Origin of the sequence: Methylotenera mobilis 13 (assembly GCF_000384255.1) — a bacterium.
In the GTDB taxonomy this organism is placed as follows: Bacteria; Pseudomonadota; Gammaproteobacteria; order Burkholderiales; family Methylophilaceae; genus Methylotenera; species Methylotenera mobilis_B.
This window is the reverse complement of the sequence record NZ_KB913035.1, coordinates 2,440,973-2,465,111: the sequence shown is the minus strand read 5'-3', so window position 1 is coordinate 2,465,111 and position 24,139 is coordinate 2,440,973. Positions and strand designations below refer to the sequence as shown.

25 protein-coding genes are annotated in these 24,139 nt (G+C 43.0%); 6 read left to right on the top strand and 19 right to left on the bottom strand.

The window, feature by feature from the left end; genetic code table 11:
- Positions 1 to 34 precede the first annotated feature (34 nt).
- The 11 genes from A391_RS0111705 to A391_RS0111650 form a co-directional block, all read right to left on the bottom strand.
- Positions 35 to 697: a sulfite exporter TauE/SafE family protein gene (locus A391_RS0111705; RefSeq protein WP_019899530.1), complete on the bottom strand. Its 663-nt coding sequence runs from the start codon at positions 695 to 697 to the stop codon at positions 35 to 37.
- Between the two features lie 2 nt (positions 698 to 699).
- Entirely contained in the window at positions 700 to 966 is a 267-nt protein-coding gene (locus A391_RS0111700) for a FixH family protein (protein WP_019899529.1), read from the bottom strand.
- Positions 967 to 978: 12 nt separating this feature from the next.
- Positions 979 to 2,415 carry a cytochrome c oxidase accessory protein CcoG gene (gene ccoG, locus A391_RS0111695; protein WP_036316818.1) on the bottom strand — a complete coding sequence of 479 codons (1,437 nt, stop codon included), beginning with the start codon at positions 2,413 to 2,415 and terminating at the stop codon, positions 979 to 981.
- Between the two features lie 129 nt (positions 2,416 to 2,544).
- The gene (gene ccoP / locus A391_RS0111690) at positions 2,545 to 3,447 is read right to left on the bottom strand and encodes a cytochrome-c oxidase, cbb3-type subunit III (RefSeq protein ID WP_019899526.1); all 903 of its coding nucleotides are present in this window, start codon (positions 3,445 to 3,447) and stop codon (positions 2,545 to 2,547) included.
- Positions 3,444 to 3,587, bottom strand: a complete 144-nt coding sequence (locus tag A391_RS0111685; RefSeq protein ID WP_019899524.1) for a CcoQ/FixQ family Cbb3-type cytochrome c oxidase assembly chaperone — start codon at positions 3,585 to 3,587, stop codon at positions 3,444 to 3,446. The genes ccoP and A391_RS0111685 overlap by 4 nt, the downstream gene beginning before the upstream one ends.
- Before the next feature lie 10 nt (positions 3,588 to 3,597).
- A complete protein-coding gene (gene ccoO / locus A391_RS0111680; protein ID WP_019899523.1) occupies positions 3,598 to 4,224 on the bottom strand; it encodes a cytochrome-c oxidase, cbb3-type subunit II in 627 nt (208 codons plus the stop codon).
- Positions 4,225 to 4,234: 10 nt separating this feature from the next.
- Complete coding sequence (gene ccoN, locus A391_RS0111675) at positions 4,235 to 5,668, bottom strand: cytochrome-c oxidase, cbb3-type subunit I (protein ID WP_019899522.1); 1,434 nt, start codon at positions 5,666 to 5,668, stop codon at positions 4,235 to 4,237.
- A gap of 230 nt (positions 5,669 to 5,898) precedes the next feature.
- On the bottom strand, positions 5,899 to 6,798 hold the full coding sequence (cyoE, locus tag A391_RS0111665; protein ID WP_029144155.1) for a heme o synthase: 900 nt from the start codon (positions 6,796 to 6,798) through the stop codon (positions 5,899 to 5,901).
- 13 nt (positions 6,799 to 6,811) lie between these two features.
- Entirely contained in the window at positions 6,812 to 7,819 is a 1,008-nt protein-coding gene (locus A391_RS0111660) for a COX15/CtaA family protein (RefSeq protein ID WP_019899520.1), read from the bottom strand.
- Position 7,820: 1 nt separating this feature from the next.
- A complete protein-coding gene (locus A391_RS0111655) occupies positions 7,821 to 8,438 on the bottom strand; it encodes an SCO family protein (protein WP_019899518.1) in 618 nt (205 codons plus the stop codon).
- Between the two features lie 10 nt (positions 8,439 to 8,448).
- A complete protein-coding gene (locus A391_RS0111650) occupies positions 8,449 to 9,189 on the bottom strand; it encodes an SURF1 family protein (protein ID WP_036317277.1) in 741 nt (246 codons plus the stop codon).
- A gap of 50 nt (positions 9,190 to 9,239) precedes the next feature.
- On the opposite strand from A391_RS0111650, the gene A391_RS0111645 reads away from it, so the two are divergent.
- Positions 9,240 to 9,443: a twin transmembrane helix small protein gene (locus A391_RS0111645; protein WP_019899515.1), complete on the top strand. Its 204-nt coding sequence runs from the start codon at positions 9,240 to 9,242 to the stop codon at positions 9,441 to 9,443.
- Positions 9,444 to 9,534: 91 nt separating this feature from the next.
- On the opposite strand, the gene A391_RS0111640 is transcribed toward A391_RS0111645, so the two are convergent.
- From A391_RS0111640 to A391_RS13995, 7 genes are all read right to left on the bottom strand, one after another.
- Positions 9,535 to 10,440: a cytochrome c oxidase subunit 3 gene (locus tag A391_RS0111640; RefSeq protein WP_019899514.1), complete on the bottom strand. Its 906-nt coding sequence runs from the start codon at positions 10,438 to 10,440 to the stop codon at positions 9,535 to 9,537.
- A 201-nt stretch (positions 10,441 to 10,641) separates the two neighbouring features.
- A complete protein-coding gene (locus A391_RS0111635) occupies positions 10,642 to 11,202 on the bottom strand; it encodes a cytochrome c oxidase assembly protein (protein ID WP_019899513.1) in 561 nt (186 codons plus the stop codon).
- A gap of 138 nt (positions 11,203 to 11,340) precedes the next feature.
- Positions 11,341 to 12,933 (bottom strand): cytochrome c oxidase subunit I, encoded by a 1,593-nt coding sequence (gene ctaD, locus A391_RS0111630; protein ID WP_019899512.1) that lies wholly within the window; start codon positions 12,931 to 12,933, stop codon positions 11,341 to 11,343.
- A 21-nt stretch (positions 12,934 to 12,954) separates the two neighbouring features.
- Positions 12,955 to 14,169 carry a cytochrome c oxidase subunit II gene (gene coxB / locus A391_RS0111625; protein ID WP_019899511.1) on the bottom strand — a complete coding sequence of 405 codons (1,215 nt, stop codon included), beginning with the start codon at positions 14,167 to 14,169 and terminating at the stop codon, positions 12,955 to 12,957.
- A gap of 24 nt (positions 14,170 to 14,193) precedes the next feature.
- Positions 14,194 to 14,658 (bottom strand): DUF2244 domain-containing protein, encoded by a 465-nt coding sequence (locus A391_RS0111620; protein WP_029144154.1) that lies wholly within the window; start codon positions 14,656 to 14,658, stop codon positions 14,194 to 14,196.
- 267 nt (positions 14,659 to 14,925) lie between these two features.
- Complete coding sequence (ccoS, locus tag A391_RS0111615) at positions 14,926 to 15,066, bottom strand: cbb3-type cytochrome oxidase assembly protein CcoS (protein ID WP_019899507.1); 141 nt, start codon at positions 15,064 to 15,066, stop codon at positions 14,926 to 14,928.
- A gap of 21 nt (positions 15,067 to 15,087) precedes the next feature.
- Entirely contained in the window at positions 15,088 to 17,448 is a 2,361-nt protein-coding gene (locus tag A391_RS13995; RefSeq protein ID WP_019899505.1) for a heavy metal translocating P-type ATPase, read from the bottom strand.
- 163 nt (positions 17,449 to 17,611) lie between these two features.
- Between A391_RS13995 and clpB the strand changes: the two genes are divergently transcribed.
- The 5 genes from clpB (at position 17,612) to A391_RS0111585 (ending at position 22,733) form a co-directional block, all read left to right on the top strand.
- The gene (clpB, locus tag A391_RS0111605; protein ID WP_019899503.1) at positions 17,612 to 20,203 is read left to right on the top strand and encodes an ATP-dependent chaperone ClpB; all 2,592 of its coding nucleotides are present in this window, start codon (positions 17,612 to 17,614) and stop codon (positions 20,201 to 20,203) included.
- Positions 20,204 to 20,260: 57 nt separating this feature from the next.
- Positions 20,261 to 21,175, top strand: a complete 915-nt coding sequence (locus tag A391_RS0111600) for a lytic transglycosylase domain-containing protein (protein WP_019899501.1) — start codon at positions 20,261 to 20,263, stop codon at positions 21,173 to 21,175.
- A 5-nt stretch (positions 21,176 to 21,180) separates the two neighbouring features.
- The gene (locus A391_RS0111595; RefSeq protein ID WP_019899499.1) at positions 21,181 to 21,741 is read left to right on the top strand and encodes a hypothetical protein; all 561 of its coding nucleotides are present in this window, start codon (positions 21,181 to 21,183) and stop codon (positions 21,739 to 21,741) included.
- A gap of 68 nt (positions 21,742 to 21,809) precedes the next feature.
- On the top strand, positions 21,810 to 22,229 hold the full coding sequence (locus tag A391_RS0111590) for a secondary thiamine-phosphate synthase enzyme YjbQ (protein WP_019899498.1): 420 nt from the start codon (positions 21,810 to 21,812) through the stop codon (positions 22,227 to 22,229).
- A 219-nt stretch (positions 22,230 to 22,448) separates the two neighbouring features.
- Positions 22,449 to 22,733 (top strand): hypothetical protein, encoded by a 285-nt coding sequence (locus A391_RS0111585; RefSeq protein WP_019899497.1) that lies wholly within the window; start codon positions 22,449 to 22,451, stop codon positions 22,731 to 22,733.
- Between the two features lie 160 nt (positions 22,734 to 22,893).
- Here the strand turns inward: A391_RS0111585 and A391_RS0111580 are convergent, their stop codons facing one another.
- Positions 22,894 to 24,138 carry a murein hydrolase activator EnvC family protein gene (locus A391_RS0111580; RefSeq protein WP_019899496.1) on the bottom strand — a complete coding sequence of 415 codons (1,245 nt, stop codon included), beginning with the start codon at positions 24,136 to 24,138 and terminating at the stop codon, positions 22,894 to 22,896.
- Position 24,139: the final 1 nt, after the last annotated feature.

Genomic DNA, 24,139 nt, shown 5'->3' with positions numbered 1-24,139 from the left:
ATATCGCTGGTTGCATACGATGCAATAGATGGTGTTAGGTTGCACACCAGACTTTGGTGTTGTGGGTAAGCTCCATCCATATCGCCCAAGCGCTTGCTGCGCTAAGTAGCACACCTGCTAAGCGCATGCCATAAGGTTCAATGGTTTTTGTTTTGAGTTTCAACCAAAGCCAAGGTGCTAAGAATAAAGACACGCTAGAGCCTAAGGCAAACGCAGACATACTTAATGCACCATCTAGAGGGTTGCCGTTAAATGAGGCAATCACCAAGGCAGAATAAAGCAAGCCACAAGGCATCAACGCCCACAGCATGCCGATGTAAAAATGACCGCCTTGTTTCGTGCTGAGCTTCCTCACATGCCCCCAGATATTGCGCCCCGCACGATCCACCCAAATTGGCTGGCGCGCATAAATAATCAATAGAACACCCCAAAAAAAGATTAGCACATGGAAAAAAGTCCATAGTGGGTGAAGCACGCTACTGTAGCTAGACAGCCAGGCGATACTTTGGATGGCAAAGGTAGCAATCGCGCCCAGCAAGGCATAGCCACAGAGTCGACCAATATGGTAATGGTAAATTGCATAGGGTGTTTGAGGTGATTGTGTCAGTGCAGTACATGCAGCGCCACACATCGCAACACAGTGTGGTCCACCTGCAATGCCCATAAGTAATGAGCTGTAAATAAGCGCTGTTTGCATGCTTATTGTTCTGGGTTGTTCACGCCAGTCGCCGCATGATTGCGCGCTCGAATCGCTGGTTCAAGGGCATTTCTCTTTGCAGCCGTGAGTGCCTTGGTGCTTGTACCTGCATTTTCATCGCGCGTTAATAATGGATCTTGTCCATTCACCGCAATATAAACAGTGGTTAGGCTAGCAACGACTACGATAGCAGGGCCACCAAATACTAGCCATGCATAACCAGATTTCCACCATTTTGGTTTTTGATTATTGCTTTGCTTTGTTGACATTTGTTGATCCTTTTAGCGAGACATGTAAAAAATAGACTTCTCAAATAGACGTTCGTTTGATTTGTTTGCAACAATCTCGAATATCACTGGATGTGAGCCACTTTTGATAGAACCATCTGTAATTTGCAAGCTTACCGCAACCATTCTTGATTCGGCTGCATTGACTGTGAATTCCTTGTTAGAGGCCAGCGATAAACCTTCGATACCAGAGACGGAGATTTTGAAAGTTTCCAATTGTTCTGAAGCATTGGTAATCTGCATTTGATAGACATTTTCAACTTTCCCACCCGCTACTAAACGTGACATAACACCGCGGTCACGAATGATATCTACTTTAAATGGAACGCGAGTGACTAGTGAGTATACAAGGCCCGCACTCATGAGTAGGAGTAAGCCTGTGTAAATAAGCACACGAGGACGTAAGATTTTCTTGACGACTTGTTCTTGAGTCCAGTGATTAGTCAGCGCATTTTGTGTAGAAAAACGGATTAAACCACGAGGATATTCCATTTTGTCCATAATGCTATTGCATGCATCCACACATAAGCCACAGCTAATACACTCATATTGCAAGCCATTGCGGATATCAATGCCAGTTGGGCATACTTGTACACAGAAGTTGCAATCAATACAGTCGCCTAAGCCACTTTGTTTGGCATCAACTTTACGAGAGCGCCCACTGCGTGGTTCACCACGCTCTTCATCGTAAGTCACAATGAGCGTGTCATTGTCAAACATCGCACTTTGAAAACGTGCATAAGGACACATGTGTTTGCAGATTTGCTCACGCAGGAAGCCTGCGTTACCGTAAGTTGCAAAACCATAGAAAGAAATCCAAAATGTTTCCCAAGGGCTTAAATGAAACTGCAAAATCCCCTGAATTAGCTCACGTATCGGCGTAAAATAACCTAAAAAAGTAAAGCCTGTCCAAACCGAAAAGCTAATCCAAAGAGAATGTTTCAGCGTTTTCTTGAGTAGTTTGTTACGGTTAAGTTTGCTTGCATCCAAACGCAGGCGTGCTGCGCGGTCTCCCTCAACTTGTCTTTCTATCCATAAAAATATTTTTGTGTAGACCGATTGGGGGCAGGCAAACCCGCACCACAGTCGGCCCGCTACGGCAGTAAATAAGAAAAGTGCTAACGCCGCGATGATTAAAATCACCACTAAATAAATGAGATCTTGCGGGTAGAGTACTAAGCCGAAAATATAAAAACGGTGCGTACCAATATCTAACAATACGGCTTGTCGTTCACCCCATTGTAACCAAGGCACGCCGTAGAACACAATTTGTGTAATCCAAATCATGATCCAGCGCCAGTTTTTATAAAGGCCAGAAGTGTTGCGCGGATAGATTTTTTGATGAGGTTCGTAAAGTGATCTAGTAACTGGCTGCGCAGGATCATTCACGATAGGAATCGTTTTTTTGGATTTACTTTTCTGGGTGGACACTTTATTCAGACTTAATTAAAAAATTGTGACTAAAATAAAAAACGCCCACTATTTTAGCATAAGCTAAATAGTGGGCGTTAAGATGCTTTTTATTCAATAGCGCTAAGTTAGATGTTTAGCGCTAAAGGCTTATTTAGCATTAGAGAAGCGCCATACATAAGCGGCTAATACATGAATTTGCTCAGGTGTTAAGCGTGAACCTTGTGCTGGCATTTTGTTGTTTAAGCCGTTATTGATACGGTGAATAATTGCCGCTTCACCAGCACCATGTAACCATGTATCGTCAGTTAAGTTTGGTGCACCAATCGCTTGGTTACCTTTGCCGTCTGGACCATGACAAGCTGCACATGCGACAAATTTTTCTTTACCTAAAGCTGCACGACTTGCTTCATGCTCGCTGTTTGATAGGCTAAGTACATAGTGAGCTACATTTTTAACGTCTTCAGGACCGCCAACTGCTGCAGCCATCGGAGGCATCATACCGTTTCTACCGTTAGTGATTGTTTCCTTAATGGTTGCATGAGCACCACCATATAGCCAATCAGTATCTGTTAGGTTAGGGAAGCCTCTGCTGCCATGTGCGTCTGAACCGTGACATTGTGAACAGTTGTTCATAAACAAACGTTCGCCAATAGCCATCGCTTTCGGGTCTTGTGCAACTTCTTCACCAGACATTGAAGTGAACTTCGCATAAATAGGTGCGATACGGTCGTTGGTTTCTTTGACTTCCTGCTCATACTGTTTTAAGGCAGTCCAGCCTAGTTTGCCACTGTATGTTCCTAAACCTGGGAAAAGGAATAGGTAAATAGCACCAAATACACAAGTAATGATGAACATCCAAAACCACCATCTTGGCATTGGGTTGTTCATTTCGAGGATGTCCTCGTCATACACGTGGCCTGTTGATTCACCAGTGTGAGCTGGATCATGTGACTTGCTTGTCATCAATAATATCGTTAAACAGAATACGATACCGCCAATCACGATTGCCGAAATAAAATACGGCCAGAAATCGCTTGTAAAATCACTCATTCTTCATCTCCCTCAAGCGGCAATCTTGCCGCTTCGTCAAAGTCTTTTTTATGCCGCCCAGACCAAGCCCAGACCCAGATGCCTACAAAGGTAACTAGGGCTGCGACTGTTGCTATGCTGCGTAAATCAATAATATCCATGATTAACTGCTTATTGTTTAAGCGCTGTACCCAGCACTTGTAAGTAGGCAATTACAGCTTCCATTTCTGTTTTTCCGTAAACGTCATTAGCTGCACTTTTAATTTCTTCATCAGCATATGGAACACCAGCAATTTTTAAAGCACGCATATGTGCTGGCAAATTGTTCGCGTCTACAAGGTTTTTTTCTAGCCATGGGTAAGCTGGCATGACAGACTCTGGTACCAAGTCACGTGGGTTAATTAAGTGAATGCGATGCCATTCATCACTGTAGCGACCACCAACACGATGTAAATCTGGACCAGTACGTTTACTACCCCATTGGAATGGGCGGTCGTAAACAAACTCACCAGCCACTGAGTAGTGACCGTATCTCAACGTTTCAGCTTTGAATGGACGAATCATTTGTGAGTGACAGTTATAGCAACCCTCACGTATGTATACATCTCGTCCAGCTAGTTGCAACGCAGTGTAAGGTTTTAAGCCTTCCACTGGTTGTGTCGTTGATTTTTGGAAGAATAGCGGCACGATTTCAACTAAACCACCAAATGAAACCACAACCAAAATCAAAATGACCATCAGAAAACTGTTGGTTTCAATTTTTTCGTGGGTAAAGCCTTTTTGTTCTTTATCTGACATGTTAGATCTCTTAAGCATGAACAACTGTTGAAGGGATTCTGGCGCGAGTTTCTTGCCCCATTTGCACTGTTTTGATGACGTTCCACAACATGATGATCATGCCGCTCACATACATCAACCCACCAATCATACGGATTACGTAGAATGGGTGCATTGCTTTAACAGATTCAACAAATGTGTAAGTTAATGTGCCGTCATCATTCATTGCACGCCACATCAAACCAGCAGTAACACCTGAAATCCACATTGCTGTGATGTAAAGTACTACACCGATAGTTGCTAACCAGAAATGCAACTCAATTGCTTTCTTGCTATACATTTGTTTAACACCCCATAGGCGAGGTACTAAGAAATATAGTGAGCCCATTGAAACAAAGCCAACCCAGCCTAATGCACCTGAGTGAACGTGACCAACTGTCCAGTCTGTGTAATGTGATAGTGCATTGACTGTTTTAATCGCCATCATTGGACCTTCAAACGTACTCATGCCGTAGAAAGATAATGAAACGATTAAGAAGCGTAAGATAGGGTCGTCACGTAGTTTGTGCCATGCGCCTGACATGGTCATCATACCGTTAATCATACCGCCCCAGCTTGGTGCTAATAAGATTAAAGATAGCACCATACCTACTGACTGTGTCCAGTCTGGTAATGCTGTGTAATGTAAGTGGTGTGAACCTGCCCACATGTAAGTGAAGATCAAACCCCAGAAGTGCACGATAGACAAGCGATATGAGTACACTGGGCGCTCAGCTTGTTTAGGCACAAAGTAGTACATCATGCCCAAGAAACCAGCGGTTAAGAAGAAACCAACCGCGTTATGACCATACCACCATTGCACCATTGCATCTTGTACACCAGCATAAGCTGAGTATGATTTCATCCATTCTGCAGGAATAGCAGCACTGTTCACGATGTGCAGAATTGCTACAACAATGATGAATGCGCCATAAAACCAGTTAGCAACGTAAATGTGTTTGATTTTTCTTTGAGCAATCGTGCCAAAGAAAACAATTGCGTACATGACCCAAACGACTAGCAGTAATAAGTCGATAGGCCATTCTAGTTCTGCATACTCTTTAGCTTGTGTATAACCTAATGGTAAAGAGATGATGGCAGCAAGAATAACTGCTTGATAGCCCCAGAATGTATAACGAGCAAGCATTGGAAATGCTAGTTTAACTTGGCTGGTACGCTGTACAACGTAGTAAGACGTTGCGAATAATGCACAGCCACCAAATGCAAAAATAACCAAGTTAGTATGTAAAGGACGAAGACGTCCAAAACTTGTCCATGGTAAACCTAAATTTAGTTCAGGAAATGCTAGTTGGGAGGCGACAATCACCCCCATTAACATGCCGACAACTCCCCAGACCACTGCCATCACGCTGAATCTGCGTATGACGTAGTCGTCGTAAAACGTTTCTACATTATTAGTGCTCATTACTTTCATCCTTAAATAAAACTAAATCGTATTGATGAGTAGAGGTTTATTCTTGCGCCTCAGTCATACCAGCATCTGTTTCAATTCTAAACAATAGTGCACGTGCTTTAATCGCGGAATTATACAACGTAATCTTTAACTTTACATTTGAAACCTGACTTTTTATATGGTTCAGAATCAATCTAAATATTATTTTTAGCACTTATTTTTGGAGAAAATGTTTTTCAATATCAAAGTGGTAAGTAATGATCGATTAATAAAGCTGCGAACAGCAATGTTAGATAAATAATAGAATATCTGAAGGTGCGTTTTGCTAAATCATCTGAGTATTGCAAATAAAGTTTAATAACATAAGCCATGAAGATTGCATCTAATAAAATCACGGATACTAAATAAATCATCCCGCTCATTCCTAAACCATAAGGCATCAGTGATACAGCTACCAAAATCACGGTATAGAGTAGGATGTGGAGTAAGGTGAACGCTTCTCCGTGTGTTACGGGTAGCATCGGCATGCCAACTTTTGCGTACTCTTCTCGGCGATACAACGCGAGAGCCCAGAAATGAGGAGGGGTCCATGCGAAAATGATTAAAAACATAATCAAAGACTCAGGTGACACGGTGTTAGTGACAGCTGCCCAACCTAAGATAGGTGGCATTGCGCCAGATGCGCCGCCAATCACTATATTCATCGGTGTGGCAGGTTTAAGAAAAATGGTATAAATCACGGCATAGCCAACAAATGTGGCAAGTGTTAGCCACATGGTGAGTGGATTTACAAAGAAATACAGAATTGCAAGGCCAGTGCCACCGAGTAATGTGGCGAATATCATGGTTTCATTTGACGATACTTGGCCAGTAGGTAGAGGACGTGCTCGTGTTCGCGCCATGTTGGCATCGATTTTATGTTCAATTAGGCAGTTAAACGCCGCCGCCGCACCTGATGCAAATGCAATGCCGAGGGTGGTAGCTAGCAGTAGTGGCAGCGGGACCATATTCGGCGTAGCTAAAAACATTCCAATCAGTGCCGTGAAAACAATCAGGGAGGTAACTCTAGGTTTGCACAGCGGGAAGAAATTTTTCAATCTCGGGGCTAATGCTTTGATTTGGCTCATGATGTTAACGTGCATGTGTAGCTCACTTTTAAGTTTTTGAGTGCTCATTTTGATGCTCCGTGATTTTGGAATTAAGAACGACGATGGTAATGACGAGTAGTGCTGCTCCCAAGTTATGAGAAACCGCTAGCACTAATGGTAGTTGCAGAATCAGATTGGCGATGCCGATGGCGACTTGTGTGAGTAAAAGGATGAATAGTATTAATGCAATTTTTCTTAAAGTTGATACTTTAAACAGAAAGAAAACAAGCGCTGCAATATAGATAAAAATTACTAATGCCCCAACCCTATGTGTCCACTGAATCGCAGTGAGTGCGTTTAACGTTAAGTTTCCACCATGAGCACTTTGTCCAAGTTCACGGACTAGATGAAATGCGTCGTTGAAGTCCATCTCTGGCATCCAGCGGCCATGACAGGTTGGAAAGTCTGTGCATGCCAGCGCTGCGTAGTTAGTGCTAGTCCATCCCCCGAGAAGCACTTGTGCTAGTAGGACGAGAATTGCACCACGCACCATTATTTTTAATACTGGTGATAATGGTATATGTTGCTGATGGTTGACGGTATGCCGATGAGCTATCCATGTAAGTAGACCTAGTGTGGTGAGTCCGCCAATCAGATGTGCGCTCACGATGACTGGTTTTAACAGCATGGTCACCGTCCACATGCCCAACAATGCTTGAAAAACGATGATGATGAGTAGTGCGGTGGCGAGGCTGGGTGTTACTTTTAATTGGTTTTCATTACGCCATCCCAGCACAAATATTGCCAATACTACTATGCCTAATGTACCAGCTAAGTAGCGATGTGCCATTTCTTTCCATGCTTTAGCTGTTTCAATGGGGCTGTCTGGATGCAATGCTTGTGCCTGCTGAATTGCAGCTTCGCTCTGTGGAACAGTGAGTGTTCCATAGCAACCTGGCCAATCAGGGCAGCCAAGTCCTGCATCAGATAGGCGCACGTACGCACCTAGCACGACAACACAGAGTGCAAGTATTGCGCCAAAAAGTGACAGATTCTTAAAAAGTTTGTAACTCATTTTAGCCGGTCCATGAGTATTTCATTAGTCGAGTGATGTCTTTGCGTACCAGCGCTGGTGATGTTGATGCGCTGTAGCTCATGATGAGGTGGCCTAACGGATCAATCAGGTAGATTCTGCCGGCAGTCATGGATGTTTCATTGTGAATGTTGAATTGTTCGCTAAATGAAATGATGTCGGTTTTTGGCTGATTCAAAATCAAGAGGTCTGGATAGTTTTGTTTTATCTCAGTAACGTCTGATACAGTAGTAAAGAGCAGACGTTGCATGCGTGGAATTTCTTTATATAAAGACACATGCAGTTGGCGCATTTGATGTAGTTTGTCTTTACATTGCGCATCGCAGTCAGCTGTCATGTAAACCATGCTCCATTTATCTTTTAAGAAATTGATAGAGGCAACATTGCCATCACTGCTAACGAGTGGCTGTTGCATGGTCAGTGCTTTTGCAGGTGTTACCAGTTCACCAATACTTTCACCTTTGGGGCGCCAATCCAGTTTGTACATTGCGACGACTGCAATGATGGGTGTGATGAAAAAAATTAACATACACAAGAGTATCAGGCGTCCCCTGCGCTGCTGGTCAAGATACTCGGTATTGTTTGTTTCAGTATTTATCATGTCGCTTTGCCTATGTTTTTGTGTTGTTGGCTTTTTTAATGCTGGTGAATAAGAAGATAAGAATGCTCGCTATCGTAAAACCAAACCATTGATAAGCGTAGCCCATGTTTGTGGCAATTTTGCCGGCGGGTAGTTGCCATTTGCGCACAAAACCACCAGCATTACTTTTGGAATCTAATTTAATGACCAGCGGCAATATATGAATAGGAATACTTTTTTGATAACGTTCCATATCCATATGTTGCCAGACTGTTTTCCAGCTACTTTTTTCGTTATCACTTTCCAGAGAGAAGATTTTTTTGCTCGGAACCCAAACGAATCCTATGATTTCAAGTGAGTGATCAGGGGTGTTGATCGTTGGTGTGTCTGTATGATTAGCCCCGCCAGCAACCCAACCTCTATTAATCAGGACGTAATCATTACTACCGTCCAACCTCAGTGGTGTGATGACATGGAAGCCAGCAACGTTCTCTTCAACTTGATTGTCCAGCAGGATTTGGTATTTTGTTTCATACTGGCCTTTTACTTTTATTTTTTTGTATTTCCATGCATCTACATCCGTGAGATTGTCAGGTAGCACCAATGCATCTTGATCTAGTGAGGTGTTGTAGCTGGATTGAATTTCTTTTCTTAACTCCGCTTTGTTGTATTGCCATAAGCCTAGTTTAATAAATAAAGGGATACAAATCATCAGGATGATGAGTCCTAGCCAAGACGGGCAGAATAAGTAATTTCCTAATCTAAATTGCATTTGTGTGGCGTGCATCGCATAATGACTTAACTCAACTATAGGGCCTGATTATGATATTCAAAATTGTCATTGTGTTAGTGCTGTTTGTGATTGTTGCGAGCTTGTTTTCAGCGTTATATTTTCTAGCCAAAGACAAAGATGCTGGTGTTCGCACTGCAAAAGCATTGACTGTTCGTATTGGTCTTTCAGTTGCATTGTTTGTTTTCTTATTGATAGGGTATTACTTCAATTGGATTCCACATGCCTCTGTGTAGCTAACGTCAAGGAAGTCTTTCATACTTAAACGTGTAATGTTGTTGTAGTGATTTAAACAAGCGGTGCATTTGCACCGCTTTTTTTATAAAGTTATAACCAATAGACAAAAATGAATAGACCTAGCCAGACTACGTCTACGAAGTGCCAATACCATGCTACACCCTCAAACCCAAAGTGATTTTTGGCAGAAAAATGACCTTTCATTGAGCGTAACAATATGACAATTAGCATGATGGTGCCTAATGTGACATGAAAGCCATGAAACCCTGTCAGCATGAAGAACGTTGCGCCATAAGCACCACTACCTAATGTCAGGCCCATATGGGTATAAGCTTCGTGATACTCGAATGCTTGGCACACTAAAAATGCGGTCCCTAATGCAACAGTGAGAAACAGACCAAACACTAATTGTTTTCGGTTGTCTTTAAGTAACCCCCAATGTGCCCAAGTAATTGTTGCACCAGAGGTTAGGAGTAGTGCTGTGTTGATTGCGGGTAAGCCCCATGCACCCATTGGTGTGAGTTTTGCAGGGGTATATTCTGTTCCCAATACCACACCACCAGGACCGACTGATGGCCATGTACCTAGAAAGTCTTTATAAGGTGTAAATAAGGGATCAAACGAGGCCAGATCTGGTACTGAAATGATGCGCATATAAAAAAGTGCACCGAAAAATGCAGCGAAAAAAGCAAGTTCAGAGCAAATAAAGGCAATCATCCCAATCCGAAAGGATTTATCTTCCCATTTTTTATATTGTCCAGTAATACTTTCAATCACCACAGCGCTAAGCCATTTAAAGGTCATCAGGATGATGATTGCTGCGCCTATATACATCATCCATTTTCCTGGCGTTTGTAAGTAGGCAAGATCTTTATTGGTATCCGTAGCGACACTGAAAATAAAGCCTGACGCGAGTGCTAGTAGCCCTGCTGATATTGTCACCGGATACAAAGCGCCATGTGGGACATAGTAATGATTATTTGAATGTGTTGTCATGCATAAGCTCCCCATTACATTATTTAACTTACTTATAGCTAAAATAAAATCAATCAATGATGGCTATTGATTTATCTCGAGGTTTAATTTTTTACTTATCAGAGTGTTAGTCTGCTAAATGACACTGCTCAACTATGTTTAATATATTTGGTTTAACTTTATTTATAATTACTATTTATAACTACTTATAGTGATGCTTACTTAATCTACACTGAAGAACGCATAGGATAAGGTCATCTCCTTTACATCAGCAGGTATCTCTGGACTCACAAAAAAACGTAAAGGCATTACTTTCGTCTCTCCCGGGTTTAATGCCTGCCTTTCAAAACAGAAGCATTCCAGTTTTTTTAGATGGGCTGCTGCTGCGCCTGGCGTTACGCTTGGTACAGCCCTGCCTGCAACCACTTCACTTGTAATGTTTTTTGCTTCAAATAGTACGGTTTCAACTTTACCCGGGCGTACTTTTATGCTGGATTGCTTAGGATAAAAATTCCAGCCTAGCCCAGGCATTGTGCTGGAGGTGAACTGCACAGTGACCCATCGAGTTTCATCTACTTTGGTGTTGCTTAATTCACTTGCTGTACTTTTTGTTTTGCCATTGAGTCCTGTAATCGTACATAACACGTCGTAAAGTGGCACTAGCGCAAATGCAAACAAAAGAGAACCGGCTACAATCCATACCATTTTGTAGCCTAATTTTTTGTTGGCTGCCGACCTTTGCTCTGTTGAGCTTAGATCGTTTTTGTCAGCATCTACTTCCATATGGTAAACATTGAAGCCAAATACCAAATAAAGGCTATCAGTGCCAAAACAACTGCCACTTTTCTGTTTTTATCGCTTCTAGAAGTTTTTTGGTTTTTCATATGAATTAACGACCACTTTTATCTTATTTGACCTATGTTATTTAACTGTCGGTTGCTCTGAAAAGCTATGGTAAGGAGGTGGTGATGATAATGTCCACTCAAGTCCTTCCGCACCTTCCCAGACTTGGTCCGTTGCTTTTTTACCGCCCCTTGCAGTACTGATAATGTTATATACAAAGATCAGTTGCGATAGTCCGAGTACAAATGCGGAGATAGAAGAAATCATATTGAATTCTGCAAACTGTAATGCATAGTCTGGGATGCGTCGAGGCATGCCAGCTAAGCCCAAGAAGAACTGTGGAATGAATGTGAGGTTGAACGAAATTGCGGTTAACCAGAAATGCAATTGGCCAAGTTTTTCGTTATACATATGCCCAGTCATTTTAGGTAGCCAGTAATAAACACCCGCCATAATACCCATGATGCCGCCAGCAAATAGTGTGTAGTGGAAGTGCGCGACTACAAAGTAACTATTGTGATATTGCGCATCTGCTGCAACGTCTGCTAACACTAAGCCAGTTAAGCCACCGATGCCGAATAAGATAATCCAGCCTACGGTAAATAGCATTGGTGTTTCAAAGCTCATAGAGCCACGCCACATCGTTTTAATCCAACAGAAGAATAGCACTGCAAGCGGTAATGAAATCGCCATCGTGCTGTACATAAAGTAGAGTAAAGCTGGTACAGGCATCCCTGCTGTGAAGAAGTGGTGTGCCCACACAATAATAGACATCGCACCGATCGCAATTAATGAATAAACTTGTGCTTTGTAGCCATACATTGGTTTACGAGAGAATGTTTGTAAAATTTGTGGAATGAAGCCCCATACCGGTAACAGCAAAATGTAGACCTCAGGGTGACCAAAGAACCAAAATAGATGCTGGAACATGATCGGGTCACCGCCACCAGCTGCGTCAAAAAAGTGTGTGCCAAAGTGACGGTCTGTGAGTAGCATCGTCACGGCACCAGCGAGTACTGGAATAGTTGCAATTAATAAGAACGCGGTAATTAACCAGCCCCATGCAAACATTGGCATTTTCATGAGCGTCATGCCAGGTGCGCGCATGTTAAATAAAGTGACAATGATGTTAATAGAACCTAACACAGATGAAATGCCAAGTAAGTGAACCGCAAAAATCGCAAAGTCCACGCCAATGCCACCTTGGATAGAGAGTGGAGGGTAGAATGTCCAGCCGGTAGCTAGCGCACCATCTCCAATGCCAAATAGCGCTAAGGTAAATGGAAGCGTGAGTAAAATAGCTGAGGGTGGCAGTAACCAGAAACCCCAGTTGTTTAAACGTGGTAAGGCCATATCTGGTGCACCAATTTGTAGTGGAATCATCCAGTTAGCAAAGCCCGTAGCGGCAGGCATTAATGCTGCAAAAATCATAATCAGTGCATGCACACCGATGAGCTGGTTAAAGAAATCTGGGTTCATCAATTGCAGGCCTGGTTGAAACAGCTCTGCACGAATACCCAAAATCATTGAGCCACCTACCAAGAACATAATGAGTGAAAATGTCAGGTACATGGTGCCAATGTCTTTATGGTTGGTGGTGGTTAGCCAACGCATAATCCCAGTGGGATGGTCAGTGTGCTCATCATGATGTGCGACTGTTGTAGTGCTCATAATTATCTCCTGTACCTATGTTTATTGACGCGCAGCTTTAACTTGCGCAGGTTGAACAACATCACCCACGCTGTTACCAAGCGCGTTACGTTCGTAAGTAATGACAGCGGCAATTTCCGTATCATTTAATATTGCTTTCCATGCTGGCATGACACGCACACCGTTTAGCACGCGATCCATGTGGCTATCTGGTAAGTATTTACCATTCGTGTCAAATATCGGAGAGGTTGTAATTTTGCTACCAGTAAGTGCAGGGAAGGCTGGTGGTAAGCCTGCGCCAGATACCTGATGGCACACGGCACAGTTCTTCTCGTAGACGACTTTGCCTTGTTCCATTAGCTCGTCTTTAGTCCACTCTTTATCTGCGCCAGCTGCTTGCTCGTTAATCTCATTCTTTTTGAGTGCAACCCATGCTGCATATTCTTCTTTGGGAAGTGCATCTACCACGACAGGCATGTAACCATGACCTTTGCCACATAGTTCTTTACATTGACCGCGATAAGTACCAGCTTTGTCCACTTGTACCCAGGTTTCACGAATAAATCCAGGTACGGCTACTCGCGAGGAGCCGAATTGTGGCACCCACCAGTTGTGTAATACATCAGTTGATGTCATTAGAATACGTACTTTGGCGCCCACTGGAAGTACTAATCGGTTGTCTACATCTAGTAGGTAGGGGCTGTTAGGAGTGTCCGCAGGTGGAACAGTGCCATTCACTTGATCTTGAGGGGTAGATAGGTTGCTAACAAACTTAATGCCTTTCGCATCGATCAGCCCATCTTGGCTGCCTTTGTCTGTATTACCCATGTATTCATATTGCCAGCGCCACTGTGACCCCGTTACTTTGACGACCATGTCAGACTCATTTCTGGTATCTTCCATCATAATCACGCTGTGATATGCGGGAATACCCATGATAACAAAGTCAATGACTAGCAAGATGACGAATGGAATGAGTGTCCAGAAAATTTCTGTAGCGGTTGACGGTGCTTTGTCTGCCACAGCTTGGTGACCAATACTTTTGCGGTGTTTGATCAGTGAGTAAATCATGATGGTGAGGACCACAACAAAAATCACAGCCACAATCAGCATGAATTTGTTGTGTACATGTAGCGTATCTAGCGCCATCGGAGTAACTGGTTCAGGAAAGTTCCAGCGAAACTCAGCAAGCGCAAGGGGCGCTGTGAGTAGCAAAAGTAAACCGAAACCAATCTTTTTCATAGCCTGCTTCAACATACCTTCTCCCAAAACAAAAAACCATTAAACGATTTTTAAATCTTGCTTCAGCTGCTTGGCGATAGACTCTCGCTCTTCTTTGTTGATATAACGACTGCCAAACTCGATTTCCTTGCCGTGTGAGCCAATGAAAATCGCGACCGTACCGTCTAGGGTGTTACGTAATGTCACCCTTACCCAGTAACGTTGAAAAGTATATTTCTTAGAACTTTTGTAACTGTATTTCTCTATTACTACATCATCATTCACTAGCGTAATGCTTTCAAAGTCACCGTAGTGTAAATAAGCATTCATTAACACATAGGCAAGCACTAATATTTCAAGACCTGCAAACGGCAACACTATCCAAGCTCCCGCTGAAACAAACCCTACTGTAATGATTGAAGTGATGGTGAGAACACCAACAAACAACCAGACAAATCCTGTGGGGGATAGCGAGTTATTTGGCTTTGCAATCAGTATGTTGCCATTTGAGCCAGAAACCGTCATGCATCATCCAAGCGTTACGTTTAAATTGATGATTTGCTAACACAATTTCACATGCGTCAATTTGACGCATGTCAGAAACTAGCATAAAAAAATTAATTACTCAAGAGAATTTGTTACAGATTTGAAACAAATAGAAATATTTTTGTAAGGCTTTGTACGTAAATATGACATTCTGAAAATGTGCAATTTGAGGCTGGATTTGCGGTTGCGGAGGGTTGTTATTAATCAATCTACATGGGCAGAGACTACTTTGGGTAGCAAATTATTTTAGTCGTCATCTTCTAAAATTCGCTTACCTTCGTCTTCAATATCTTCAAATTGACCGCGATAAACTGCCCACCATAATCCACCAAGAACAACGAGTGCCATGATGACTGAGAGTGGAATAAGTACGAATAAGACGTCCATGACTAGCTCCTTTGTTGATCACTATTTAGTGTCAGTTTTTGATGATGCAAATTTAGTTAAACGTAGTGCATTAGCCACCACAATGAGCGAGCTAACCGCCATACCCAGTCCTGCCAGCCATGCAGATAATATGCCAAAAAATGCGAGGGGAATACTGATTAGATTATAGATGATTGCCCAAGCGATATTTTCTTTAATTATGCTCATGGTTTGTTTTGCATGGCGAATTAGGTAAGGAATTTGGCTAATATCACCATTTAAAAATACATAGTCAGCATGTGCCAGCGTGAGTGGCACACCTTTGCCCATGGCAATTGATACATGAGCACTGGCTAAAATAGGACCATCATTTAAGCCGTCGCCTACCATCAGTACTTTCCTACCTTCTCGTTTGAGTGCTTGTAGGCGTAAAAGTTTGTCTTCTGGGCTGCAAGCCGATTGGAATTGTTTAATACCTATTTGTTTGGCCGTATTTTCTACTGCGTTTGAGCGATCGCCGGAGAGCAGTTCAATGTTTAGCCCTGAATTTTTTAATGACTGAATAGCAATGGCGGCATTGTGTTTGATGGCCTCTTGTAAAGTAAAGGTTGCTAACCAGCCTTGATTGTTCGCTAAATAGACTTGCTGTGCATTTGTGCTAGATTCTGCAATGCCGCAAAAAACTGCTGAACCTAGTTTAAGCTCGGTACCAATAAGATTGAGATGAGCGGGAAGTCTCTCCATTGTACTCATCTTGATGGCTCCGCTAATGCCAGCGCCAGCAGTTTCTTGAATATTTTCTAATTCAATGTCTGCTAGCACAAGATTCAGCGTATCTAAATTGCTACTAGTCTTGTTTGCCTTAAAGAGTGCGCGAGAAATGGGGTGCATTGAATGCTGGGCGATGGCTGCGGCGACTGATAATGCCTCAGATTCAGTAAGCCCAGTTTTTGGTTCAATTGCCTTAAGTTGAATATGATCTTCTGTCAGTGTGCCCGTTTTATCGAAGATAATGGTGTCGATATCGGCGATATTTTCAATCGCCTGTAAGCGCTTGATTAAAATTCCTCGCTTAACGAACGCGCTTGCGCTGGCAAGCATTGCAGCAGGGGTTGCTAAAGATAGTGCGCACGGGCAGGTCACAATGAGTACCGCAGCAGCAGTCATCAATGCTCTACCACGGTCAACGTCCCAAAGTAGAGCTGCTGCAATAGCAGCGCTGAGGATGACGAAAATTAAGAATGGCCGCGCAACACGATCTGCGAGTTTTGATAGGCGAGGTTTTTCTACTGCCGCATTGTTGATAAGGTTTACAATTTGGCCATACTTTGTAGATTCACCAATGGTATTGAGGGTGATGCAAACTGGCTGACGCAAGTTATAACTGCCTGCAATCACATCGTCATTATGATTTTTTTGGATGGGGGTAGATTCACCGGTAAGTAGAGACTCATCGACACTGGTGTTGCCTGAAATGATTTTTCCATCAGCAGGGAAAGCTTCGCCAATCTGCACGCGCACGATATCGCCAATTTTAAGCTTTGTGTTTAGCACTCGTGTAAATGAGCCATCTGGATTTTGTCGTTCAGTATTTTCTGGAATGCGGCTTACTAGGCTTTCGAGTGCGCCTAGCGTTTTACGATGTAACTTAACTTCGATCAGGCGCGCAGAAAGTAAGAAAAACACAAACATGGTGAGTGAGTCAAAATAGACAGTATTGCCCCACCAGCTGTTGGGTTCAAATGTAGCGGCCGAACTCACAATAAATGTGATGATAATGCCCAGCGCAACGGGGAGATCCATGCTAATTTGTTTTTGCTTTAGGTCGCGCAATGCATTGCTAAAGAAAGATCGGCTTGAGAATAAAAGTACTGGTAGGCTTAGTAGCCATGACGCCCAATTCAGTAGATGCAAAATATCGCTAGAAATTTCGCCTGGTGCTGTGAAGTAAGTCGGACTAGCGTACATCATCACTTGCATCATGCAGAAGCCAGATACCATCCAACGCCAGAATGCTGCTCTTTGCTTTTGCTGGGAGACTAAGTCGTCTTCATGTTGGGTTGCAGGAAAGCCGGTATAACCTAAATCATGAATTGTCGTTAATATTTTGGAGGGTAGAGTTACACTAGGCGACCATACAACCACAGCGCGTTTTTTGGACATGCTGACACGAGCGCTGATAATGCCGGGTGTCGCTTGGAGGCCTTGTTCAATGATGCCTGAGCAGGCAGCACAGCGTAACCCGTCGAGCATTAAATTGGATTGCACCAATGGCTCTGACGTAGATTGTATACCTTGATTTTCTACAGTTTGGCTAAATGCGTCCCATTGGTCTTTGGTATCTAAAATCGCCCAAGCTGGATTGGGTAGTGCATCTTCAGCGCTCAAAGTATCGGTTAGCAACAATCCACTCCATGCAATGGCATCATCAAAAATACGGTTAATTCCATTGCCACTTAAATAACGAATTAATACTTTGTATTATATATTGAAAAGTAAAGATTAAGCCCCATGTTGATTGTGGATAAGCATTTAAACATTAGAGTGATCATGATAGGAGAGACCCGTGCGCTTTGATAAATTAACGACTAAGTTTCAACAGGCGATTAGCGATGCGCAAAGCCTTGCTTTGGGCGCGGATAACACCGCTATTGAACCGCCACATTTACTGCAAGCATTGTTACAACAAGATGATGGAGGCACTGCCTCTTTATTAGCACGAGCAGGCGTGCAGCTTAATCAACTTAAAACTGGGTTAACTGCTGCAATAGCAAATCTACCTAAGTCAGCAGATGCCGGTGGAGAGGTGGCGATTTCACGTGACTTAAATAATCTACTTAATGTGACAGATAAGCTTTCACAAAAGCGCGGTGATGCTTATATCGCGAGTGAAATGTTTTTGTTAGCGTTAGCTGATGATAAAGGCGAAGCAGGAAAGTTGCTTAAGAAAAATGGGTTAACAACGGCCGCATTAGAGGCTGCTGTACAAGCTGTGCGTGGTAACGAAAATGTAGATAGCCAAGAGGCAGAAGGTCAGCGTGAGTCTCTTAAGAAATACACTATCGATTTAACTGAGCGCGCCCGACTAGGTAAATTAGACCCAGTGATTGGCCGTGATGATGAAATCCGTCGTGCGATTCAAGTGTTACAGCGCCGTACTAAAAATAACCCAGTGCTGATTGGTGAGCCTGGTGTGGGTAAAACTGCGATTGTAGAAGGCTTGGCACAGCGTATTGTGAATGGTGAAGTACCTGAGTCGCTAAAAGGTAAAAAAGTACTGTCACTCGATATGGCGGCATTACTGGCGGGTGCTAAATATCGTGGTGAGTTTGAAGAACGTTTGAAGTCTGTGTTGAAAGAGCTAGCGCAGGATGAAGGCCAAACCATTGTCTTTATTGATGAAATTCATACTATGGTGGGTGCGGGTAAGGCCGAGGGAGCCATGGATGCTGGCAATATGCTTAAACCAGCACTTGCGCGCGGTGAGTTGCATTGCGTAGGCGCTACCACTCTAGATGAATATCGCAAATATATTGAAAAAGATGCAGCGTTAGAGCGCCGCTTCCAAAAGGTGTTGGTAGATGAACCTAGTGTAGAGGCAACGATTGCTATATTGCGTGGCTTGCAAGAAAAGTATGAACTGCATCACGGTGTAGAAATTACTGACCCAGCGATTGTGGCTGCCGCAGAACTTTCACATCGATATATTACAGACCGTTTTTTGCCAGATAAGGCGATTGATTTGATTGATGAGGCCGCAAGCCGCATCAAAATGGAAATTGATTCCAAACCTGAAGTGATGGATAAATTAGAACGTCGCCTGATTCAGCTCAAAATTGAGCGTGAAGCTGTCCGTCGTGAAAAAGACGAGGGTAGTATAAAACGTTTTGAACTGATTGAAGAGGAAATTAGCAAACTTGAGAAAGAATATGCTGATTTAGAAGAAATATGGAAGTCAGAAAAAGCGCAGGTGCAAGGCTCTGCACACATTAAAGAAGCGATTGAGAAAGTAAAGTTTGAGATGGAAGAAGCCACGCGTAAAGGCGATTGGCAGAAAGTCTCTGAGTTGCAGTATGGCAAGTTGCCGCAATTGGAAACGCAACTAAAGCAGGCATCAACTGCTGAAGTGAGTGTAGATTTAACCAAGCACCGAATGTTGCGCACCGAAGTGGGGGCCGATGAAATTGCCGAAGTAGTGAGCCGCGCAACGGGTATCCCTGTGAGCAAAATGATGACAGGTGAGCGTGAAAAACTGTTGACCATGGAGGCTAAACTACATGAGCGCGTAGTTGGGCAAGACGAAGCTGTGCGACTGGTTTCGGATGCAATTCGCCGTTCACGCTCAGGCTTGGGTGACCCAAACCGACCTTATGGTAGCTTCTTATTCTTAGGGCCTACAGGTGTGGGTAAAACCGAGTTATGCAAATCGCTTGCTAACTTTTTGTTTGATTCAGAGGACCATTTGATTCGCATCGACATGAGTGAGTTTATGGAGAAGCACTCTGTTGCACGGATGATAGGTGCGCCACCTGGCTATGTTGGCTATGAAGAGGGCGGTACGCTCACTGAAGCCGTACGCCGCAAACCTTATAGCGTTATTTTGTTAGATGAGGTAGAAAAAGCGCATCCCGATGTATTTAACGTATTGCTGCAAGTGTTAGATGATGGCCGTTTGACCGATGGGCAAGGCCGTACTGTAGATTTTAAGAATACCGTGATTATTATGACTTCTAACCTTGGTAGCCAAATGATACAGAGCATGAGTGATCAAGATTATCAGTTGGTTAAGTTGGCGGTGATGGGTGAAGTGAAAACACATTTCAGACCTGAATTTGTCAATCGGATTGATGAAGTCGTGGTGTTCCATGCACTGGGTGAGGCTAATATTAAATCGATCGCGGCAATTCAGTTGCAATATCTTGCTAAACGCCTAGCGGCAATGGATATGCAGTTAGAGTTGACGGATGCAGCAGTGACCGAAATTGCCAATGCAGGATTTGACCCCGTTTATGGTGCGCGGCCACTTAAGCGCGCTATACAAAGCGAAATTGAGAATCCGCTAGCCCGTGAAATTTTGGCTGGGAATTTTATTGCAAAAGATATTGTCAAAATTGACGTTAAAGCAGGTAAGCTTGTGTTTACAAAAGCGAATACTTAACGTACCTCAGGATGAAATGTCCTAGGCTAAAGGAGTGGATTAATCAGCAATCTATTGATGAATAAGTTGAGACGCGTCATGTTTGCCATGCTTGTTACGGTGGCAAATGTGTCATATGCAGAACTCAGCCAGCATGAGCTGGAAACATTTAATCATGAGCCCGAAGTCATTCGGTCTTTGCTGTTGCGTGCAGTAGACGCAGAGCACGATGTGAAAAATGTAGATAGTGATTGGCAGGCTGCGAGATTTTATTGTCAAGCCTCGCGCTTAGGTAGTGCTGAGGCACAGTTTAGGCTTGGTATGTTGTATGCCTCTGGCAAAGGTGTTCCCGCTAATCGGGATTTAGCCGCCGCCATGTTTGCAACGGCATCTTTACAAGGGCACTATGAGTCACAAAAGATGCTGGAGACTGTAGAGCTTAGCATGGTTGATTTGCCTCCTTGTGTGCTGGCTGAAGTTGAGCCAGAAAAAGCACCATTAGAGTATGCTCATGTGGCAACCATTGATCAGTACGTCGCAGGGCTACCTAAAGATAAGAGCTGGATTTTGCATTTGGTTGATACGATTTCAGCTTGGTATAAAGTAGATGCTAAGTTAGTACTTTCTATCATTTCGGTGGAATCCAACTTTGTCACCACTGCGCAATCAAATCAGCAAGCCCAAGGTTTGATGCAATTGATTCCTGATACTGCCGATCGGTTTAACGTAAAAAATGCATTTAATGCAAGCCAGAATATCAAAGGTGGCGTAGCGTACTTGCGTTGGCTGCTCGCTTACTTTAAAGGAGATGTTGCGTTGGCTGTAGCTGCATACAACGCTGGTGAAGGTTCCGTGAACAAATACAACGGTATTCCACCTTTTCCAGAGACACGTCAGTACGTCAAAAAGGTACAAGCACGCTACCCAGTCAAGAATCATAGTTTTGATGGCACCATCACGGAGCCATCCCCCATTTTTAAACGGAGGGGTTAATCATCATGAGCATCAATAGTCGCACTTGTTTTGTAATGATTATCCTGATGAGTTTTCTTGCAGGGTGTGCAACTGATGGTAAGCAAGCTGGAGGTTCACCTCAGATCGACAGAATTTCTGCCGATGACTTAGAAAGGATCATGCCGCAGCCTCAAGCTGTGTTGAGTTTGGATGAAATCGTATCTCTTTCTAAACAAGGATTAGGTTACGAGCAGATTATTCAAAAAATAAAAGAGTCAGACTCCAGTTATGCCCTTACACCTAGCCAAAGTGTCGATTTAAGTCATCGAGGTGTAGATAAAAAGGTGCTTGATTACATTCATACTGGTCGTGAGCTTGCCTTAAGGAATAAGCTTGCAGAGGAAATCAACAAGCGAGAGCAAGATAAACGTGCTGAGTTAGCAAAGCTTAAACAGCAAATGATTAATCGTCAGCGCTTCGAAGATCCATTTTGTCGATACCAACGTTTTGGATTTAGCCCATATGGGTTTGGTGCTTATGGTTCTAGATTCGGTCCGCGTTTTGGGATGGGCGCAGGATATTTTTCGCCATGGGGTTGCTGGTAAGTTTGGATTGAGTTGTGCCTAGTACTTTAGATATACTCTATCCATTCAAGATGAGTTTGGAGTAGTCTATGCAACAAAGAACAGGGCAGATTAGCGTTCATACAAAAGGCCGCAAACTTTACGATATTACGCCGCAGGTCATTGACTGGGCTGAGTCAAGTGGATTACGTACAGGGATGGTCACGCTTTATATACAACACACCTCTGCGAGTCTTTTGATTAATGAGAATTACGACCATGATGTGTTGGTTGATATGGAGTCGTTCTTTAATCGACTGGTACCTGATGGAGACCCACTATTTATTCACACAGTTGAAGGGCCAGATGATATGCCTGCACATGTGCGGTCCGCACTTACGCAAACTCATTTATCTATTCCATTATTAGAAAGTAAGCTTGCATTAGGACAATGGCAAGGTGTTTTTTTATACGAGCATCGACACATTGCTAGTCATCGTCGGGTTATTTTTCACTTGATTGGTGATTAATTTTGCATTAAAGATCGTGATGAATACAGCATATTTTAAGTGGGTGAATAAACATCAGTAAGTACTTTTGAATTGATTGATGATTGCCATATATTGCATTAAGGTTGCAGAGAATCTTGAATGCGTTAGAATAAGCTCTGGTTTCAAAAAACAGCTTAACTCATTGAATATAAAACGATGAGCATCTGTTTAAATTATCTAATTATAAAAGGAGATTTTATGTCTATGTTATTGCGCTCACTATTAGTATTGGGAATGACAAGTTTATTGGTGGTAGGTTGTGGTGAAAAAGAAGAAGTAGCACCAGTAGAAGAGGCGCCAGTTGCTGCACCAGTGGAAGCACCAGCACCAGCTGCACCTGTATCTGGTGGGTATGAGCCATCTGCAGATGAGCGTGTTCCTGGCATTACTTTAGATCCAGCACAAATTGCTGCTGAAACAGAAGCCGCCGCCGCTGCTGCTGCTGGCGAAGTCGCCAAATTTGCAGATTCAGAACCGCAATAATCCTTACCGTTTAGCAATATTTTGCTAAACGGTATTTATAAAAAAGCACGCAAATTTGCGTGCTTTTTTATTAGGTCTGTGAGTCAATATCGTATTTGGGTAACCGATAAGTGGTGAAAAATAACCGATAAATCAAATGCCTGGTCACTTCATTCGTTTCTTAATTTAAGCTACTCCATGCCATCGGGTCAAATGGGCGACTTTGTTTTCTGAGCTCATAATAAAGGCCGTTAGACTCGTTGCCGCCAGTGTTGCCAACTGACGCGATTGTGTCTCCACCTTTTACCATTTCGCCTTCTTGCCTTAAAACAGACTGATTATTTCCATATAAGCTCATGTATCCATCGCCATGATCCAGAATAATTAGGTTGCCAAAGCCTCTCAACCAATCTGCAAAAACAACACGCCCTGATGCAACTGCTTTCACTTCTGCACCTTCGCTGGCTTTAATAAACAAACCTTTCCATGAGATGCCGCTATCTTGCCTAACTGAACCGAATCTATTACTAATTTCACCACGTACAGGTAAGCGAAGCTTGCCTTTTAATGCTGAGAAGTTTGCACCAGTAAAGTTGTCACTCGGTAACTTTTCATTACTAATTGAAGTGTCAGGCTGTGGTGTTGTTTTAGTACTTTGTGATGGCTGTTTAACTACTTTTTTCTTTTTTGGAATAATCTTAGCTAAGCGGCTTACCAGTTGCGATAGCCTTTTTTCATCGCGACTCAGTTTTTTTATTTGCCCTCGTTGTTCAGCTATTTGTTGTGAAAGTGATTTTACAACTTTAGATTTTTCTTTCTTTTGAAGCTCTAGAATGCGCTTTTCATCAATTTGCTTTTGCTTAAGGTCTGTTATTTCTTGCAGTTTGGATGCTGTTAACTCATTAAGTTTAGTAATCTTATTTAAGTTATCTTGCATATTGCTGATTAGGTCAGCGCGCGCTTTTGCAACATATGAATAATAATGCAAGTCACGTGCGACTTCACTCGGGCGCTGACTTTGCAGAATCATTTGCACATAGCTTTGCTGGCCGTGTATATATTGCTGATAGAGTTGACCGCTTAGTAATTTTTGTTGCTGGTTAAGTGCGATGTTGGTTGATTTTGATTCAGCTTCCAGCTTGGCTAATGCTTTCTTATTATCAATTTGTTGCTTGCTGATTTCATGCAGTTTTTTATTTGCGCCGCTAATCGCCACTTCACTTTCTTTCAGTGCGTCCGCAGCATCTTTGTGCTCTTCCTGTGCATGGTCTAGTTCTTTTTTTAATGCTTCTAATTGTTTCTTTAACTGGCTGAGTTCTTGTTTCGATTGCTCTGCTTTTTTTTCGGCAAAGCTCCATGATGCGTTAAGCAGTAGCGAAATTATCAATGCTAGCACTGATGTTATTTGCAAAATACGATGGCGCATC